This window comes from Flavonifractor sp. An10 (genome assembly GCF_002161215.1).
GTDB classification, from domain to species: domain Bacteria; phylum Bacillota; class Clostridia; order Oscillospirales; family Oscillospiraceae; genus Flavonifractor; species Flavonifractor avistercoris.
The window spans coordinates 192304-207497 of sequence record NZ_NFMB01000008.1 but is presented as its reverse complement, the minus strand read 5'-3'; the positions used below and the strand labels follow the sequence as shown (position 1 = coordinate 207497).

Here is a 15194-nt window from a genome sequence, read left to right as displayed (position 1 = left end):
GATTCCCTTCGCGGGTTCAGCGTGTCGAAAAAGTCTTTTCGACACGCTGCTGAACTTTTTGAAACTTCAAAAAAGTTTCAAAAAGTTGTTTGATCCAACGCGAAAGGGAACCCTGACGGTTCATCTCCGCGCTAAGTGCCGCCCTCGGGGCGGTTGCGCTCCGAAACGCCCTGCGGGGCAGCCTTTCACACTATCCTTCCCTCCGAATCCTTCGGCTGGAGGTTTTATTGACAGCCTCACCCGCGAAGGGGATTCCCTTCGCGGGTTTTGCATCTACAGTTCAGGTCAGATCAATGACCCAGCCCAGGTCGTTGTAATCCGGCATATATTGGCGCTGGGGGCTGTCCTGGGGCTGGTCGGTGCGGACGATGTTGAAGTATATATCGTTCACCTCGATGGCTACGATCTCCCCCTCCGTCTGCTCCGCCAGCCGGAACTCCGGCCAGAACACCTCCGAGAAAGACCACCGGAGCTGGTCACAGGGATAGCGGTTCCCCCGCTCGTCCACAAACCAGACCGTGGGCACACTCAGCTGAATCAGCGTTTCCCCTTGCCGGGCAAGTAGGGGCGACAGCTCCCCGTAGAAGGACACGCTGCGCCCGTCCGCCCCCACCAGGGCGGTGACGGTGCCCTCGGCAAAGGCGCGGCTGGCCTGGGCGGTCTCCACGGCCCGGGGGGTGTCCAGCTCCAGCACGCCGCCCTTCCACACGGTGCCGCGCCACCAGCCGTCGGAGGTATAGGCGTCCACCTCAAAGGTGTAGGGGCCGCTCTCCCCCTGGGGCACCGCCGCCATGTGCCAGCCGCTGCCGCCGCTCACATAGCCCTGGGGCTGATAGGTCTGGCTCAGCCAGTCGGAGGTGGTCTCAAAGCTGCGCAGGTCATAGGGCTGGGCGCCCGCCGCCCGGAACCCCTCCCCCGTCCCGTCCCCGACGGGCTCCACCTGGGTCAGTTTCTCCCCGCCGGCGCTGTAAATGGTGAGGCGGTAGCTGAGCTGTACCTCCTCCTCGTCGGAGATCCAGTTCCGGGACACCACGTCCAGGGGCACGGTGAGCACTCCGTCCCGCTGGTAGGCCCCGTCGATGAGGTAGAGGAAGTCCCCGTCCTCATGGCTGATCCCCTCCCCCTGTACCAGCAGGGAGGCGCTGGTCTCCGCCGCCCCCACGCCGAGGATATAGCGGAACACCCGCTCCGCCCCGGCGGCTATCGCCGGGTAGTTCATCAGCCCCAGTACCAGGCACACACAGGCCGCCAGGGCGGCCAGCCGCCGCAGGGGAGTCCGACGGCTCCGCCTCTCCGGCGCGCTCCGGCGCGCCGCCAGGGCGTGAATCAGCGTCCCCTTGCTCTCGTCGGTCAGCCGGATCCGGTCCAGCTCTTCCCGATAGCGGTTATCCATCATAACAGCTCCCTTCCAGCCGCTGCCGCAGCTTTGCTCTCGCCCGGGCCAGGTGGGTGCTCACCAGGGCGGGACTCTGGCCCAGCAGCTCCGCGATCTCCTTCACCTGGTATCCCTCATAATACCGCAGGTAGAGCACCTGCCGGTACTTGGGGGGCAGGGCGTTCACCTGCTCCAGCAGGGGGCTCTCCCCCGGCTCCGGCATCTCCGCGCTCAGGTGCAGGCCCTCCTCCAGGGGCGCCCGGCGGCGGAACCAGGCGCTCTTCTTCCAGTTCTTGCAGGCGTTGACGGCGCACCGCACCACCCATGCCCGCTCCTGTCCCACGTCGGGGAATGTCCTGCCGTCCTCCAGCAGGCCGATGAGCACCGTCTGGCAGATGTCCTTGGCGTCGTCCATGTCCCCCAGCCAGGTGTACCCGATGCGGAGGATGGCGTCGGCGTAGGTGTGTACCAGATATTCCGCCCGCTGGCTCTCCACGGCCCTCACCCCCTTCACCCTAATAACAACACAGCGGGGCCAGATCTGTCAATTTCCCCGTAAAAAAACGGCGCGGCAGATGCCGCACCGTTTTTTGTGCCCCGCTGGCGGGCGCGCCGGGTCGTCGCGCCCCACGGGCCGCCGCCCCGCAATTATTCACGATTCACTCTACTCCAGAGTGAGATCTCCCTCCCTGATCCAGCCGATTTTCCGGAAGAACAGGCCGAACAGCCAGGTGAGGACGGCGGGAAGGACAAAGCAGATGAGCACCAGCCCCAGCCAGTCGAAGCCGGTGATGGCGGCCTTGACGCCGGTGGCCACGTCGTTAACCCACCCGGCGTAGACGCCGATGGGGCCCACCATGCCGCAGGTGCCCATGCCGGAGGCCACGGCGGAGGCCGGGTCGTTCATCTCCAGCCGGAATACGCAGGTAGCCAGGGGGCCGGTGACGGCGGAGGTGAGGATGGCGGGCAGCCAGATGCGGGGGTTCTTGACGATGTTGCCCATCTGGAGCATGGAGGTGCCAAGGCCCTGGCTCACCAGGCCGCCCCAGCGGTTTTCCTTGAAGGAGAGGACGGCGAAGCCCACCATGTTGGCGCAGCAGCCCGCCACGGCCGCCCCGCCCGCCAGGCCGGTGAGGCCGATGGCGGCGCAGATGGCCGCGGAGGAGATGGGCAGGGTGAGGGCGACGCCGATGACCACCGACACCAGGATGCCCATCCAGAAGGGCTGGAGCACGGTGGCCCAGCGGACGAAGTCCCCCACGGCGGAGGCGGCGGTGCCGATGGCCGGGGCCCACAGGGCGGACAGGCCCACCCCCACTAGGATGGTCACCAGGGGGGTGACCAGGATGTCGATCTTGGTCTCCTTGGACACCGCCTTGCCCAGCTCGGCGGCGATGACGGCGATGAAGAGCACCGCCAGGGGCCCGCCGGCCCCGCTGCCGCCGGAGAGGGTGGTGGAGCCCAGCTCATTGGCGGCGTAGCCCACCGTCACCAGGGAGAAGAGCACCAGGGGCGGGGCCTGGAGGGCGTAGCCGATGGCTACGGCCATGGCCGCGCCGCTCATGGCCGAGGCGTATCCCCCTACCGTCACCAGAAAGGGCAGGCCCAGCTGGGTGCCCAGGGTGTTGAGGATGGTGCCGATGAGCAGGGAGCAGAACAGCCCCTGGGCCATGGCCCCCAGGGCGTCCACCCCGTACCGCCTGGCCGAGATGACAATATTTTTCCGTTTGCAGAACTCCTTGACGCTTCCCATAATCTCTCTCCCTTTACAGGTGTCTTGACACGTGACTTGGCCTATTATAATACAGACGGCAAAAAGCCGCAAGCCTGAATTTTTCAGACCTGCGGCTTTTTTGACGCGGGGAGAGAGGGCGGTCAGCGGTTTTTGCGGCCCTTCCGGTAGAGCACCACCGCCAGCACCGCCCCGGCCAGGGTGATGGCCAGCCCCACCGCCAGGATGACGGTGGCGATGGTGACAAAGGCCTGCCCCATGGAGGAGATGCCGGACATACCGCCGGATGTGACCGTGCCGTCGGGGAGGACGAGCTCCCACCCGCCGGAGCCGAAGGGATCCATGGCGCCCCACCCGGCGGACACCATCCGGAACATCCGGGAGAAGGCAAACCGGGCCAGGCCGCCCACCAGGGCCACCCCCAGCCCGCTGAGGGCGATGTACACCCCGGCCAGCCAGCCCCACCGGCCCACCATGCGGCCCAGCCAGCCCGCCGTGGGCGAATGACGGGGCGGCGGGGCCTGCTCCGGCTCCCTGGGCGCCTCCTCGGAGAGGAGCTCGTCCACCGTGATGCCGAACTCCCGGGCCAGGGCACGGAGCTTGTCCACCTCCGGCGCCGCGTCGCCCAGCTCCCACTTGCTCACCGCCTGGCGGGACACCCCCACCCGTCCGGCCAGCTCCTCCTGGGACAGCCCGGCCTTTTTGCGGTAGTAGAGAATTTTCTCGGACAGCTTCATCACTGCCACCTCCTGGTGTGATCTGGTCTGGATTCCACCATGAGCATACCCCAGAGGCCGGTTGCGGCGCAACCAGCCGTGGCTGGAACTTCCGCAACCGGGGGTTGCGGAGGGCGGTCAGTCGAATTGGGTGACCCAGTGCTCCGCCCGGTGGGCCGCAAAGCACAGGCGTACCTGCTCCGCGGTGTTCTTCTCCCCGGCCAGTTCTGGAAGGTTGTCCTCGGAGAACCAGGAAAAGCCCAGGGTCTCGCTGTTCTCCCGGAATTCCCCGCCCAGGAGGGTGCAGAGCACGAAGATCTTGCACACGCCGTAGGCATACCGGGGCAGATTGTGCCTGGCCCGATCCTGGACGGCGATGATCCGGTCGGCGGTCACGTCCAGGCCGGCCTCCTCCTTGACCTCCTTGACGGTGTTCTCCCCCACGGACAGGTTCACCTCCACCCAGCCGCCGGGGAGGGCCCACCGGCCGTCCCGCTCCTGCACCAGGAGGATCTTCCCGTCCCGGAAGATGGCGGCCCGGGTGTCCAGCTTGGGGGTCTGGTACCCCGTCTCATTGCAGAACAGGCCCTTCACCTTCTCCAGGGGGATGTCCGTCCTGTGGGCCACCATCTCGGCGGCGATCTCCCGGATCCGCTCATACCGCTCCCGGTCGTACACGTCCTTGCCGTAGGTCAGCCCGGCCTGGGCCAGGCTCTGCAGCTCCACCGCCCAGTTCAGCCACAGCTCGTCCACTGTATTTCCTCCCATCGTACGGAATTTCAAAGCCGCTTTTGCATTTGCGTGCCTACACGTACCCCAGCAGGCCCCGGACGGACACCTCGCCGGAGGACACCGTCTCCCGCCGGCCGGCGGGGCAGCGCACCACCAGGGCGAAGGTTTCGTCGACGGCCTCGGCCTCGGCCTCCTCCTCCCCGCCGGCGCGGAGGAGCCGCACGGGTCTGCCCAGGGTGAGGCAGTCCGCCCGGTAGCGCTCCAGCCACTCTGCCCACCGGCGGGGGAAGTCGGCGGCCATCCGATCCAGGGCGGCGATCACCGCCCCGGCCGCCTCCGCCCGGCGGGGTGCTCTCCCCAGGGCCTGGGCCAGAGAGACCGCCACCGGGGCCACCTCCGGGCCGAAATCAGCCGCCGTCTGGCTCACGTTGAGGCCCAGGCCCACCACCACATAGCGCAGGGCGGCGGTCTCCGCCTCCAGCTCCAGCTCGGTGAGGATGCCGCACAGCTTGCGGCCGTCCAGGATCACGTCGTTGGGCCACTTGATGCCGGGGCGGGTACCGCACAGCTCCTCCACCGCGTCGCACACCGCCACCGCCGTCCACGCCGTCAGGGCGGACACCTGCTCCAGGGGGCAGTCCGGCCGCAGCAGGGCGGACAGGTACAGCCCCTTCCCCGCCGGGGAGACAAAGGAGCGGCCCCGGCGGCCCCGGCCCCCGGTCTGCTCCCCGGCGAGCACCACCAGCCCGTCGGGCACGGCGTCCACCGCCCGGCGCTTGACCTCGTTGTTGGTGGAGTCCACCGTCTCCAGGCAGACCAGCTCCTTCCCCACCCGGCGGCCGGCCACCGCCGCCGCCAGCTCCCCGGCGGAGAGGAGATCCGGCGAGCCCTCCAGCCTGTAGCCCCGCCGGGGGGCGGAGGAGATGGCGTACCCCTCCCCCCGCAGGGTCTCGATGGCCTTCCAGACCGCCGCCCGGCTCACCCCCAGGGTCTGGCTCATGGTCTCCCCGGACAGCTCCTCCCCCGACTTCAGCAGGGAGAGCACCTCGTCCCGCAGCATGGACATCCCTCCTTGATTGGTTGCCTCCATTGTACCTGTACCGGTTTTATTTGTCAACCGATTCAAAAATCAAGTTGACAAACAGCATATTGTAAACTATACTTAAGGCAAAGTTTACAATCAGGAGGAACCACCCATGCGCACCCAAGAGCTGGCCCGGGCGGCCCTGTTCGCCGCCCTCATTGCCATCTGTTCCTGGATCTCCATCCCCACCGCCGTCCCCTTCACCCTCCAGACCTTCGCCGTGTTTCTGGCCCTGGGGGTGCTGGGGGGAAAGCTGGGCACCCTGTCGGTGGCGGTCTACCTGCTGCTGGGCGCGGTGGGCCTGCCGGTATTCGCCGGGTTCCAGGGCGGCCTGGGGGCCCTGCTGGGGGCCACCGGCGGCTACCTGGCCGGCTTCCTGCTCACCGCGCTGACGGTGTGGGGGGCGGAGCGGCGGCTGGGCAAGTCCGCGCCGGTGTTCCTGGTGTCCTGCCTGCTGGGGCTGGCCCTGTGCTACCTGTTCGGCTCGGTGTGGTTCGCGGCGGTGTATGCCGCCGCCTCCGGCCCTGTGGGGCTGGCCGCCGTGCTGGGGTGGTGCGTGTTCCCCTTCGTCCTCCCCGACCTGGCCAAGCTGGCCCTGGCCGTCGTCCTGAGCCGGCGGCTGGCCGCCGCCCTGGCCCGGCGCACGGCGTAGCCCCGTGCCGCCCGGGCATAAGCCGCCCCCCTGTCCCATATACATGGGGTAAGACTATGGAAAGGCGGGGTGGGGTATGCCCTATGAGGAGAAGCGCCCGGGGCCGGAGGCGGCCCATCACATCATCCTGGAGGAGCGGGAGCAGCTCTCGGTCTCCGGGGTGGAGGAGGTGGAGAGCTTTGACGAGAACACCATCGTCATGCTCACCAGCCGGGGCACCCTGGTGGTGCGGGGGGAGGAGCTGCACATCGAGAAGCTGAGCCTGGACGGCGGAGACCTCCGGGTGGAGGGCTCCATCGACTCCCTGACCTATGAGGACGGCGGGCGGGAGCGGGGCGGCCTGTTCTCCCGCCTCTTCGGCTGAGATGACGGTATCCATGGCGGCCCAGGTGCTGTTTTTCACCGGCGCGCTGGGCCTGGGTGTGGCGGTGGGGGTGCTCTACGACATATTCCGCATCCTGCGGGTGCGTCTGCGCCTGCCCCTGCTGGGGGGGATTCTGGATCTGCTGTTCTGGCTGGTGGTCACCGCCGCCCTGTTCCTCTACACCGTCACCGCCGGCAGCGGAGAGGTGCGGGGCTACCTGGTGCTGGCCGTGCTGGGCGGGGCGGCGGCCTATTTCTGGCTGCTCAGCCGGTGGTTTCTCTGGCTGGGCTACCGCCTGGCGGATTTTCTTGGGCTTGTGTGGGGGCTGGTGACACTACCCCTTGTGCTTCTGGCCCGCCTGGGTAAAAAAATCGAAAAAAACGCAAAAAAATCCTTCCATTATCGCCGCAAGTGGTATAAAATAGGTGTACTACACAGGGAAATGGATGGACTGCACCGTTCGGATCAACCGGCGGCGGAGGGAGGGCCGGATCATGAAACTCAAGAAAGCGTCCCTTCTGACCAAGCTGGTGGTTCTGGCTCTGCTCATCGGCGCCGCCACCGGGCTGCTGAATCTGCGCCAGCAGATTCTCACCGCCGAGGCGGATCTGACCGAGGCCCAGTCCCGGGTGGCCGAGCAGAAGCAGGTCAACGCCGAGCTGGCCGACGCCGTGGAAAACAGCGGTGATCCCGAGCGGCAGGCCGACCTGGCCCGGAGCAAGCTGGGCCTGGTGGAGCCGGGCGAGTACATCTTCCGTTTCACTGACTGAAACTTTTGAGAGGGGATTTTACAGGCAGCTATGGAGTTTGGTGTTGGTTCGATTCTGGAAGGAAAGGTCACAGGCATCACAAAGTTCGGCGCGTTCGTCTCCTTGCCGGAAGGCAAGTCGGGTCTGGTGCACATCTCTGAGATCGCCTACTCCTACGTCAACGACGTGAAGGATCATTTGAAGGAAGGGCAGGAGGTCAAGGTCAAGGTCATCGGCATCGACGAGAACGGCCGCATCAACCTCTCCATCAAAAAGGCCATGGATCCCCCGCCCCGCCCCGCAGGACAGGGCAGGCCCGGCGGCCGGCCCGGCGGGCACAGCGGCGGCGGCTTCCGGGGCAAGCCCGCCCCGGCGGAGCCCACCACCTTTGAGGATCGCCTCAAGCAGTTCATGGCCTCCTCCGACAGCAAGCTGTCTGAGCTGCGCCAGTCGGAGCGCCGCAGCTCCCGCAGGGGCGGCCGGCGCTGAGCGGCTTCTTCTAATACGATACGGAAAAAGGTTCCGGCCCAGCGGGCCGGAACCTTTTTGACTGTCGAAAAAGTGGCTTTGCCGCTTTTTCGAGCGGGATGCAGTCCGCCGCGCGCAGGATTTGTCCGCTTCAGGCGGACAAATCCCACACTTGCGGCCTGAGAAGTGTTTTCTCCGACGTACATGCCGCCGGAGAAAACAAATTCCAATTTTTTCGCGCCTGCGGGCGCGAACTCTGCGAGACCTTTTCGACACGCTGAAGGTTCCGGCCCGCTGGGCCGGAACCTTTTTATGCCTATCCCCTATTCCTCCGGGGTGTAGGGGGCCACGTCGATGCCGGTGTAGTACCACTTGAGGATCTCCTCGAAGCTCTTTCCCTCCCTGGCCAGGGCATTGGCCCCGTACTGGCTCATGCCCACCCCGTGGCCGTAGCCGGTGACGGAAAAGGTGACGTTCGCGGCGTCGGCGGTGACGGTGAAACTGGCCGAGCGCAGGCCGAAGAGGGTGCGCAGGGCGGTGCCCGCCACAGTGACGCCCCCCACGTCCACGCTCTCCACCCCGCCGCCGGAGCGGTTGGTCAGGTTGGCAACCCAACCGGACGGCTCCCCGGAGAGATCGGCGTCGGGATACTGCTCCAGCAGCTTGGCCCTGAACTCCTCCACCGGCACGGTGACGGTGGTGTGGTAGTTGGGCACCTCCTCCCCCTCCGGACTATCCACGCTGGTGAGATAGGGCACCGAGTTGCCCCACACCTCCACCGCGTCCACCGTCTTCCCCGCGGCGGAGGAGAAGAACAGGGCCTGGATGGGCTGTCCCTGCCAGAGGGCGGCCAGGCCGTCGGTGTCCGCCACGGCGGCGGCGATCTTGTCGGTGTAGGCCCGGGCGTTGTCCCCCCAGTTGACGGCGGCCTCCTCGGGGGTGATGTAGGCCTGGCAGCAGGTGATGTCGGTGCACACATCCGCGTCCGGATGTTTTTCCGAGGTGCGCGCCAGCTTGGACAGGGTATAGGTGCGGGCGGCCACCGTCTGGGCCTTGAGGGCCTCCGGCTCGAAGGAGGCGGGCATCTCGGCGGCCACCACCCGCCACAGATACTTGTCCATGGACAGGGTGAGCACCTCCCCCTCCCCCACCTGCACCTTCACCGAAACCCGGCTGTCCGCCGTCACGCCGGGGGTGACCACCGTGCGGTCGATGGGCAGGGTGCCGGTGGGGATCTCCTCCGGCGCCTCCCCCTCCCCCAGCAGGAGCAGGGGGAGGAGAAACAGGGTGAGCAGCAGGGCCAGGGCGGCGGCCACCACCTGCCGCATGCGCGGGCCCCCGCCTCCTTTTTGCAAGTTTTTCTTCACTGCCATGCAGGTTTCCCCCAGCTTTGTATTTTAGATTGACTGCGGCCGCAAAAAAGGCTACAATAATACACAACGAAATTGGGCAAAGGAGTGACGGAACATGCAGAATGAGGTATGGGCGGCGGACACCGCCTTTATGGACAGTCTATGCGGCGAATACCGCAGGCATAACCAGATCGACCCGGCGGACTATGAGCGCTACCAGGTCAAGCGGGGCCTGCGCAACCCGGACGGCACCGGCGTCATGGCCGGGGTGACCCAGATCGGCAGCGTCATGGGCTACTATGTCCAGGACGGGGAGCGGGTGCCCGCCCCCGGCAAGCTGATCTACCGGGGCATCGACGTGGAGGCCCTCATCGACGGCTTTGTGGGGGAGGGCCGCTTCGGCTTTGAGGAGACGGCCTACCTGCTGCTCATGGGCTCCCTGCCCACCCGGGCGCAGCTGGAGGGCTTCCAGGCCCTGCTGAACCATCACCACACCCTCCCCCCCATGTTCACCGAGGACATGATCATCAAGGCCCCCAGCCCCGACGTGATGAACAAGCTGGCCCGCTCGGTGCTGGCCCTGTACTCCTACGATGACAACCCCGACGACCTGTCCCTGGCCAACCAGCTGCGGCAGGCGGTGGGCCTCATCGCCCGGGTGCCCACCATCGTGGCCCACGCCTTTGCGGTGAAGCGGCACTACTATGACAACGAGTCCCTCTACCTCCACCGGCCCCAGGAGGGGCTGAGCGTGGCGGAGAACTTCCTCTACTCCGTCCGCCACGACAACCAGTACACCGCCGAGGAGGCCCGGCTGCTGGATCTGTGCCTGGTGCTCCACGCCGAGCACGGCGGCGGCAACAACTCCGCCTTTGCCTGCCGGGTGCTCTCCTCCTCGGGCACCGACTTCTACTCCGCCATCGCGGCGGCGGTGGGCTCCCTGAAGGGCCCCCGCCACGGCGGCGCCAACAAGAAGGTCATGGAGATGTTCGGCGGCCTGGAGGCGGACGTGAAGGACTGGGCCGACGACGACGCGGTGCGGGACTACCTGGCCCGCCTGCTGCGGAAGGAGGCGGGAGACCGCTCGGGGCTCATCTACGGCATCGGCCACGCCATTTACACCCTGTCCGACCCCCGGGCGGTGGTGCTCAAGCGCTTCGCCCGCAAGCTGGCCGAGAGCAAGGGCATGCTGGAGGAGTTTGAGCTGTTTGAGCGGGTGGAGCGGCTGGCCCCGGAGGTGCTCCTCTCCGTCAAGGGGGAGGAAAAGGTGGTCTGCGCCAATGTGGACTTCTACTCCGGCCTGGTGTACAAGATGATGGGCATCCCCATGGAACTGTATACCCCCCTCTTCGCCGTGGCCCGGATGGTGGGCTGGTGCGCCCACCGCATCGAGGAGGTCTATCAGCCCGGCAACCGCATCATCCGCCCGGCCTACAAGGCCGTGGCCCCCATGCGCACCTTCGTGCCCCTGGATCAGAGATAGAGCGAGAACCGGCAGGAAGGCCGGCGGCCCCGTTTTCGGGCCGCCGGCCTTGTTGTTTCAGCTCTCCGGGCGGAACAGCCAGTAGAGGGTGTCCTCTGAGACGGTGAGGCCCGCCTTTTTCTGCAATGCCAGGGAGGGGCCGTTGTCCACAAGCACCTGGCCGAAGGCATACTGCCCCCGCTCCAGGGCCAGGCGCACCATCCCCAGCAGCAGCACCTCGCCCAGCCCCCGGCGCCGGTAGGGGGGCAGCACCTCCAGAAAGCCGATGCTCCCCTCCGAGTGGAACCCCGCAAAGCCGGCCGGTTCCCCGTCCACAAAGGCCCCCAGCATTCCCCGCTGGACGGCCCTCTCGATCATGGGCAGGCCGCCGAGGTCGCTCTTGCCGTAGTGGGCAAAGATGAAGGGGGCCCACTCCAGGCCCAGGGGGCGCAGCTCCCCGTCAAAGGGGGGCAGCTCCGGCGGCTCCTCCGCCAGCCAGGCCGCCTGGTAGCAGGGCGTCTCCTGCCACATCCCCAGCCGCTGCGTCAGCTCTTCCCGGTACCAGTCCTCATGGCCCACCACCGTGTCGCTGCCCTCCAGGAAGGGGAGGAACTTCTCCAGGGCGCCCCGGTTCCGGGCGGAGAGCATGTGGGCCTCCGCCCCCCGGTCGTAGAGGAGCACGCCGTCCTCCCCGGCATAGAGCAGCTCCGCCGACCCCCGCCGGAGCACCTCCAGCATGTTCAGATACAGCAGCTTATTCTGGCTGAGATAGGTCAGCGCGGCTTCGTTTGCCTCCATGTCGCTCCTCCTTCTTTTCCCGATACAGGGGCAGAGAGATGACAAAGCTGGTCAGGCGGCCGTTGCTCTCCGCCCGGATGGTGCCCCCGTGGCTCTCCACGATCTCCTTGGCGATGGCCAGGCCCAGCCCCGCCCCGCCGGTGCGGGAGGAGCGGGCGGCGTCCAGCCGGTAGAACTTCTGGAAGATGTTGGCCAGCTCCCCCTCGGGGATCTCCAGCCCCTCGTTGCGGATGGTGATCTCCGCCTGCCGGCCCACCGAGCGGGCGTGGATGTCCACCCGGCCGCCGGGGGCGCTGTAGCTGACGGCGTTTCTCAGTACGTTATCGAAGACCCGGGCAAGTTTGTCCGGGTCTCCGGGCACCACCAGGTGGTGCTGGATTTCCACGCTGCACTGGAGCTCCTTCTCCGCGAAGAGGGGGTAGAACTCGTCGGCGAGCTGCTCCAGCAGCATGGACAGCTGGATGGGCTGGCGCTGCTCCGGCGTGCTGTCCAGATCCATGCGGGTGATGTCGAAGAACTCCCCCAGCAGCTCCTCCAGCCGCTTGGCCTTGTCCAGGGCGATGCCGGTGTACTTGGCCCGCTGCTCCGGCGTCAGGCCCGGGTCGTCCTTCAGCAGGGTCAGGTAGCCCATCACCGAGGTCAGCGGGGTCTTGAGATCGTGGGCCAGGAAGGCCACCAGATCCCCCCGGCGCTGCTCGCTCTCCCGGGCGGCCTCCTCCCGGGCCCGGAGCTGCCGCTGGATGGCGTTGAGATCCTCCTGGATGGGGGCGAGCTCCCGGGGCAGCACCACCGGCTGCTCGTGATCCTCCACCACCCGGCGGGTGGCGGTGCGGATGTCGTCCAGCCAGCGGGTGAACCGGCCCATGGCCAGATAAAAGGCGATGAGCATGAGCACCATGGTGGCCACCGTGAGGATCTCCTGCTTGTTGGCCCGGATATAGCGGTCGTAGAGCTCCAGGGCGCTCTCCTCGCTCTGGCCGAACAGGGTGATGGCCGCCCACTGGAAAAAGCGGGCGAAGGGATCCTGCAGCACCCCGTCGATGACCACCTCCAGCAGGAAGATGCCCACCGCCCCGGCAATCACGGTGCCCAGCACCACCAGCAGGAGCATTTTCAGCTTTAACCGGGTGTATTTCCCGTCCACGGCCTTCCCCCCTATGTCAGACGTGCGGCGGCAGACCGCCGGGCAAAGCGGAGCACCGACCAGGCCCCGCCCAGCAGCAGCACCTCCAGAAAGGCGGCGAACCGCCAAAGCACCAGCCCCACCGCCAGGTGCCCCCCGAATATGGGCCCCATGAACAGGAAGAAGCTGCCCTCCGCGCCCCCGGCGTTGCCGGGGAGCATGATGACGCGGGAGAGCACCAGCACCAGGCACTGCACCAGCAGCAGCTCCCAGAAGGGCGTCCCCGTCAGCCCCAGCCCCCGGTAGAGGAACCAGGGGATGGCGTACAGGGCGGTGAGCTCCACGAACATGCCGGCGAACACCCCGGCCAGCATCCTTTTGTTGTCCTTGAGGGCGGCCAGCTGCCGGCAGAACTCCTCCACCTTGGCCATGCCCTTGTCCACCATGCCCGGCCGGGCCATCACCCTCCAGCGGCGGGACAGGAAGGTGAGGATGCGCCGGATGAGCCGCTGGATGGGTGCCGGCCGCACGGCGGTGAAGAAGGCCAGGCCGCACAGGAACACGTACAGGGCAATGAGCACGCCCGCCCCGGCCACGGCGGGGCCCAGGCCCTCCTGACGCCACAGCAGCTCGAACAGCAGGGCGGTCACGGCGTAGCCGGTGTACACCAGGGTGTTGGCTACCGCCTTCCAGATATAGATGGAGGCGGTGTAGGTGGCGCTCATCCCCGCGTCGTACATGAGCTTGAGCTGCACCGGCGCCCCGGCGGGGCCCAGCTTGTAGTAGAACTCCCCGATATAGGCCGCGTCGAAGCACCCGGCCAGCTTCACGGGGCAGCCCGCCGCGCGCCCCATGCCGTAGAAGATCAGCGCGTCCACGCTCTCGGCGAAGGGCACGCACAGGGCCGCGCACACCAGCCAGGCGGGCTGGAGCTGGGCCAGCAGGGCACGCAGATCCATGGTGCGCCCCACATAGACGCACAGCGCAGCCAGAATCCCCCCGCCGATGCCCAGCCCAGCCAGGGAGAAAATGCGGTTGAACAGGGCCCTTTTCCTCTGCTTTTCCGTAAAAACCCCACTCCCGTCTCAGAATTTCCGCTGGAGCACCCCGCCGCAGCGGCAACGGTAGCGCTCCGGGTGGTCTACCAGGGGCGAGCGCCGGCTGCGGGGGAACTCCATGCCGCAGCGGGTGCACACCACCAGGTGGCGCACCGGCCGGGTGTCCGCCACCCCCAGGGCCTCACAGCTGCCGGTGCGGGAGATGGCATAGCCGTAGGCCTCGTTCATCCGCCGGGCGTACTCCTTCCACCGCGCCCCGTGGTTGCGGCAGCCGGGGCAGGTGTGGAGCACCTCGTGGGCCAGGGTCTGGAGGCAGGCCCCCTCCGGGGCGGTGAGCAGCCGCTCGGACAGCTCAATGGTGTAGCCCTTCCCCCTCTGGATGCAGCAGCCGAAGCGGGTCACCGCCCGGCGGTTGACCGCCACATGGGGGTCGATGCGGCGCGACACCGGCAGGCCCAGCGCCATGGCCTGGCCGGCCACCCGCGCCAGCAGCGCGTCAAAGTCATTCATCAGGATGCCTCCAATCCGGGATCTCCATGATTGTACCACCCTTTTTCCAAAAAGTCACTAGGTCGATTGCCCCCGCATAGCATGGCCCGGGAGGTTATTGCCATGCACACCTATCATCCCTTCTGTCCCTGTCCGCCCCCCTGCCCGCCCCCAGGCGGCGCAACCGGCCCCACAGGGCCCACGGGGCCCCAGGGAGAGCCGGGGCCCCAGGGACTGCCCGGCCCAGCCGGTGCCGCAGGCCCGCAGGGCCCTGCCGGCGCACCGGGTTCCACCGGCCCTGCGGGGGAGCGGGGCCCCACCGGGCCCGCCGGAGCGGCGGGTTCTGCCGGTGCCACAGGGCCCACCGGCCCCCAGGGCGTCCCCGGAGCCGCCGGCGCGACAGGCCCCGCCGGCGAAGCGGGCCCCCAGGGCATCCCCGGCCCCACCGGGCCCCAGGGCGTTCCAGGCCGGGACGGCCCCACAGGCCCCACCGGGGCCACGGGCCCCCAGGGCCCCGCCGGCCCGGGGACGGACGCCTTCGCCTCTTTCTACTCCGACGTGCGCACCCTGCCCAACGGCTCCGCCATCCCCCTCTATCCCCTGCTGGCCGACCCCGCCGGGGCCATCATCCCGGCAGCGGACTACCAGTCCCTCCAGCTCCAGCCCGGGTGCTACCTGGCCACCTTTGACGTGTCCGCCGTCCTGGCCGCGCCTGGCTACCTCCAGGTCACCCCCTCCGTGGGCGGCCAGGCCCAGGTGGCCCTGGGGGTCTATTTCCGCACTGCCGCGGGGAACACCTCCGCCGGGGGCTCCCGCACCTTCGCCTTCTGCCTGCCCTCCGGGGGTGCCTTCTCCCTGACCTACAACAGCAGTGCTTCCTCCTCCTCGGTGACCACCACCATGACCCTCCAGAGGCTGCGGCAGGCGGGCGCATGACCGCCGCGGGGGCCCGCCCGGGCCCCCGCAGTTGTGACGGTTTTCTTACGTTTTCGCCCTGCTCTTGACTTGCCCTCCCCCCGGCGGCTATAATGGGCGAAAGA

17 protein-coding genes are annotated in these 15194 nt (G+C 67.6%); 6 read left to right on the top strand and 11 right to left on the bottom strand.

Annotation, left to right across the window (positions count from 1 at the left end):
- Nucleotides 1-280 precede the first annotated feature (280 nt).
- The 6 genes from B5E42_RS15085 to B5E42_RS15060 all read right to left on the bottom strand — a co-directional run bounded on the left by B5E42_RS15085 (nt 281) and on the right by B5E42_RS15060 (nt 5615).
- Nucleotides 281-1393 (bottom strand): RNA polymerase subunit sigma-70, encoded by a 1113-nt coding sequence (locus B5E42_RS15085; RefSeq protein WP_141242555.1) that lies wholly within the window; start codon nt 1391-1393, stop codon nt 281-283.
- Entirely contained in the window at nt 1386-1871 is a 486-nt protein-coding gene (locus B5E42_RS15080; RefSeq protein ID WP_141242554.1) for an RNA polymerase sigma factor, read from the bottom strand. The genes B5E42_RS15085 and B5E42_RS15080 overlap by 8 nt, the downstream gene beginning before the upstream one ends.
- Before the next feature lie 168 nt (nt 1872-2039).
- On the bottom strand, nt 2040-3128 hold the full coding sequence (locus B5E42_RS15075; RefSeq protein WP_087241103.1) for a PTS sugar transporter subunit IIC: 1089 nt from the start codon (nt 3126-3128) through the stop codon (nt 2040-2042).
- A 122-nt stretch (nt 3129-3250) separates the two neighbouring features.
- Nucleotides 3251-3844 (bottom strand): helix-turn-helix transcriptional regulator, encoded by a 594-nt coding sequence (locus tag B5E42_RS15070; protein WP_087241101.1) that lies wholly within the window; start codon nt 3842-3844, stop codon nt 3251-3253.
- A 117-nt stretch (nt 3845-3961) separates the two neighbouring features.
- The gene (locus B5E42_RS15065; protein WP_162614004.1) at nt 3962-4591 is read right to left on the bottom strand and encodes an NUDIX hydrolase; all 630 of its coding nucleotides are present in this window, start codon (nt 4589-4591) and stop codon (nt 3962-3964) included.
- 37 nt (nt 4592-4628) lie between these two features.
- Complete coding sequence (locus B5E42_RS15060; protein WP_087241097.1) at nt 4629-5615, bottom strand: biotin--[acetyl-CoA-carboxylase] ligase; 987 nt, start codon at nt 5613-5615, stop codon at nt 4629-4631.
- A gap of 136 nt (nt 5616-5751) precedes the next feature.
- Between B5E42_RS15060 and B5E42_RS15055 the strand changes: the two genes are divergently transcribed.
- The 4 genes from B5E42_RS15055 to B5E42_RS15035 all read left to right on the top strand — a co-directional run bounded on the left by B5E42_RS15055 (nt 5752) and on the right by B5E42_RS15035 (nt 7893).
- Entirely contained in the window at nt 5752-6291 is a 540-nt protein-coding gene (locus B5E42_RS15055; RefSeq protein ID WP_087241096.1) for a biotin transporter BioY, read from the top strand.
- Nucleotides 6292-6367: 76 nt separating this feature from the next.
- Nucleotides 6368-6655, top strand: coding sequence for a sporulation protein YabP (yabP, locus tag B5E42_RS15050; protein WP_087241094.1), 288 nt, complete (start codon nt 6368-6370; stop codon nt 6653-6655).
- Nucleotides 6656-7149: 494 nt separating this feature from the next.
- Nucleotides 7150-7425 carry a septum formation initiator family protein gene (locus B5E42_RS15040; protein WP_087241090.1) on the top strand — a complete coding sequence of 92 codons (276 nt, stop codon included), beginning with the start codon at nt 7150-7152 and terminating at the stop codon, nt 7423-7425.
- A gap of 30 nt (nt 7426-7455) precedes the next feature.
- Nucleotides 7456-7893: a S1 RNA-binding domain-containing protein gene (locus B5E42_RS15035; RefSeq protein WP_087241088.1), complete on the top strand. Its 438-nt coding sequence runs from the start codon at nt 7456-7458 to the stop codon at nt 7891-7893.
- 302 nt (nt 7894-8195) lie between these two features.
- On the opposite strand, the gene spoIID is transcribed toward B5E42_RS15035, so the two are convergent.
- Nucleotides 8196-9245 (bottom strand): stage II sporulation protein D, encoded by a 1050-nt coding sequence (gene spoIID, locus B5E42_RS15030; protein ID WP_242967166.1) that lies wholly within the window; start codon nt 9243-9245, stop codon nt 8196-8198.
- A 94-nt stretch (nt 9246-9339) separates the two neighbouring features.
- On the opposite strand from spoIID, the gene B5E42_RS15025 reads away from it, so the two are divergent.
- Nucleotides 9340-10707 carry a citrate/2-methylcitrate synthase gene (locus B5E42_RS15025; protein WP_087241084.1) on the top strand — a complete coding sequence of 456 codons (1368 nt, stop codon included), beginning with the start codon at nt 9340-9342 and terminating at the stop codon, nt 10705-10707.
- Between the two features lie 57 nt (nt 10708-10764).
- On the opposite strand, the gene B5E42_RS15020 is transcribed toward B5E42_RS15025, so the two are convergent.
- The 4 genes from B5E42_RS15020 to B5E42_RS15005 all read right to left on the bottom strand — a co-directional run bounded on the left by B5E42_RS15020 (nt 10765) and on the right by B5E42_RS15005 (nt 14175).
- Nucleotides 10765-11484 (bottom strand): GNAT family N-acetyltransferase, encoded by a 720-nt coding sequence (locus B5E42_RS15020; RefSeq protein ID WP_242967164.1) that lies wholly within the window; start codon nt 11482-11484, stop codon nt 10765-10767.
- Nucleotides 11441-12628, bottom strand: a complete 1188-nt coding sequence (locus B5E42_RS15015) for a HAMP domain-containing sensor histidine kinase (RefSeq protein WP_242967162.1) — start codon at nt 12626-12628, stop codon at nt 11441-11443. Before B5E42_RS15015 ends, B5E42_RS15020 begins: the two co-directional genes overlap by 44 nt.
- Nucleotides 12629-12639: 11 nt before the next feature.
- Nucleotides 12640-13620 carry a lysylphosphatidylglycerol synthase domain-containing protein gene (locus tag B5E42_RS15010; protein WP_255397039.1) on the bottom strand — a complete coding sequence of 327 codons (981 nt, stop codon included), beginning with the start codon at nt 13618-13620 and terminating at the stop codon, nt 12640-12642.
- A 72-nt stretch (nt 13621-13692) separates the two neighbouring features.
- Nucleotides 13693-14175 carry a SprT-like domain-containing protein gene (locus B5E42_RS15005; RefSeq protein WP_087241080.1) on the bottom strand — a complete coding sequence of 161 codons (483 nt, stop codon included), beginning with the start codon at nt 14173-14175 and terminating at the stop codon, nt 13693-13695.
- A gap of 102 nt (nt 14176-14277) precedes the next feature.
- Between B5E42_RS15005 and B5E42_RS19995 the strand changes: the two genes are divergently transcribed.
- On the top strand, nt 14278-15090 hold the full coding sequence (locus tag B5E42_RS19995; RefSeq protein WP_087241078.1) for a hypothetical protein: 813 nt from the start codon (nt 14278-14280) through the stop codon (nt 15088-15090).
- Nucleotides 15091-15194 lie beyond the last annotated feature (104 nt).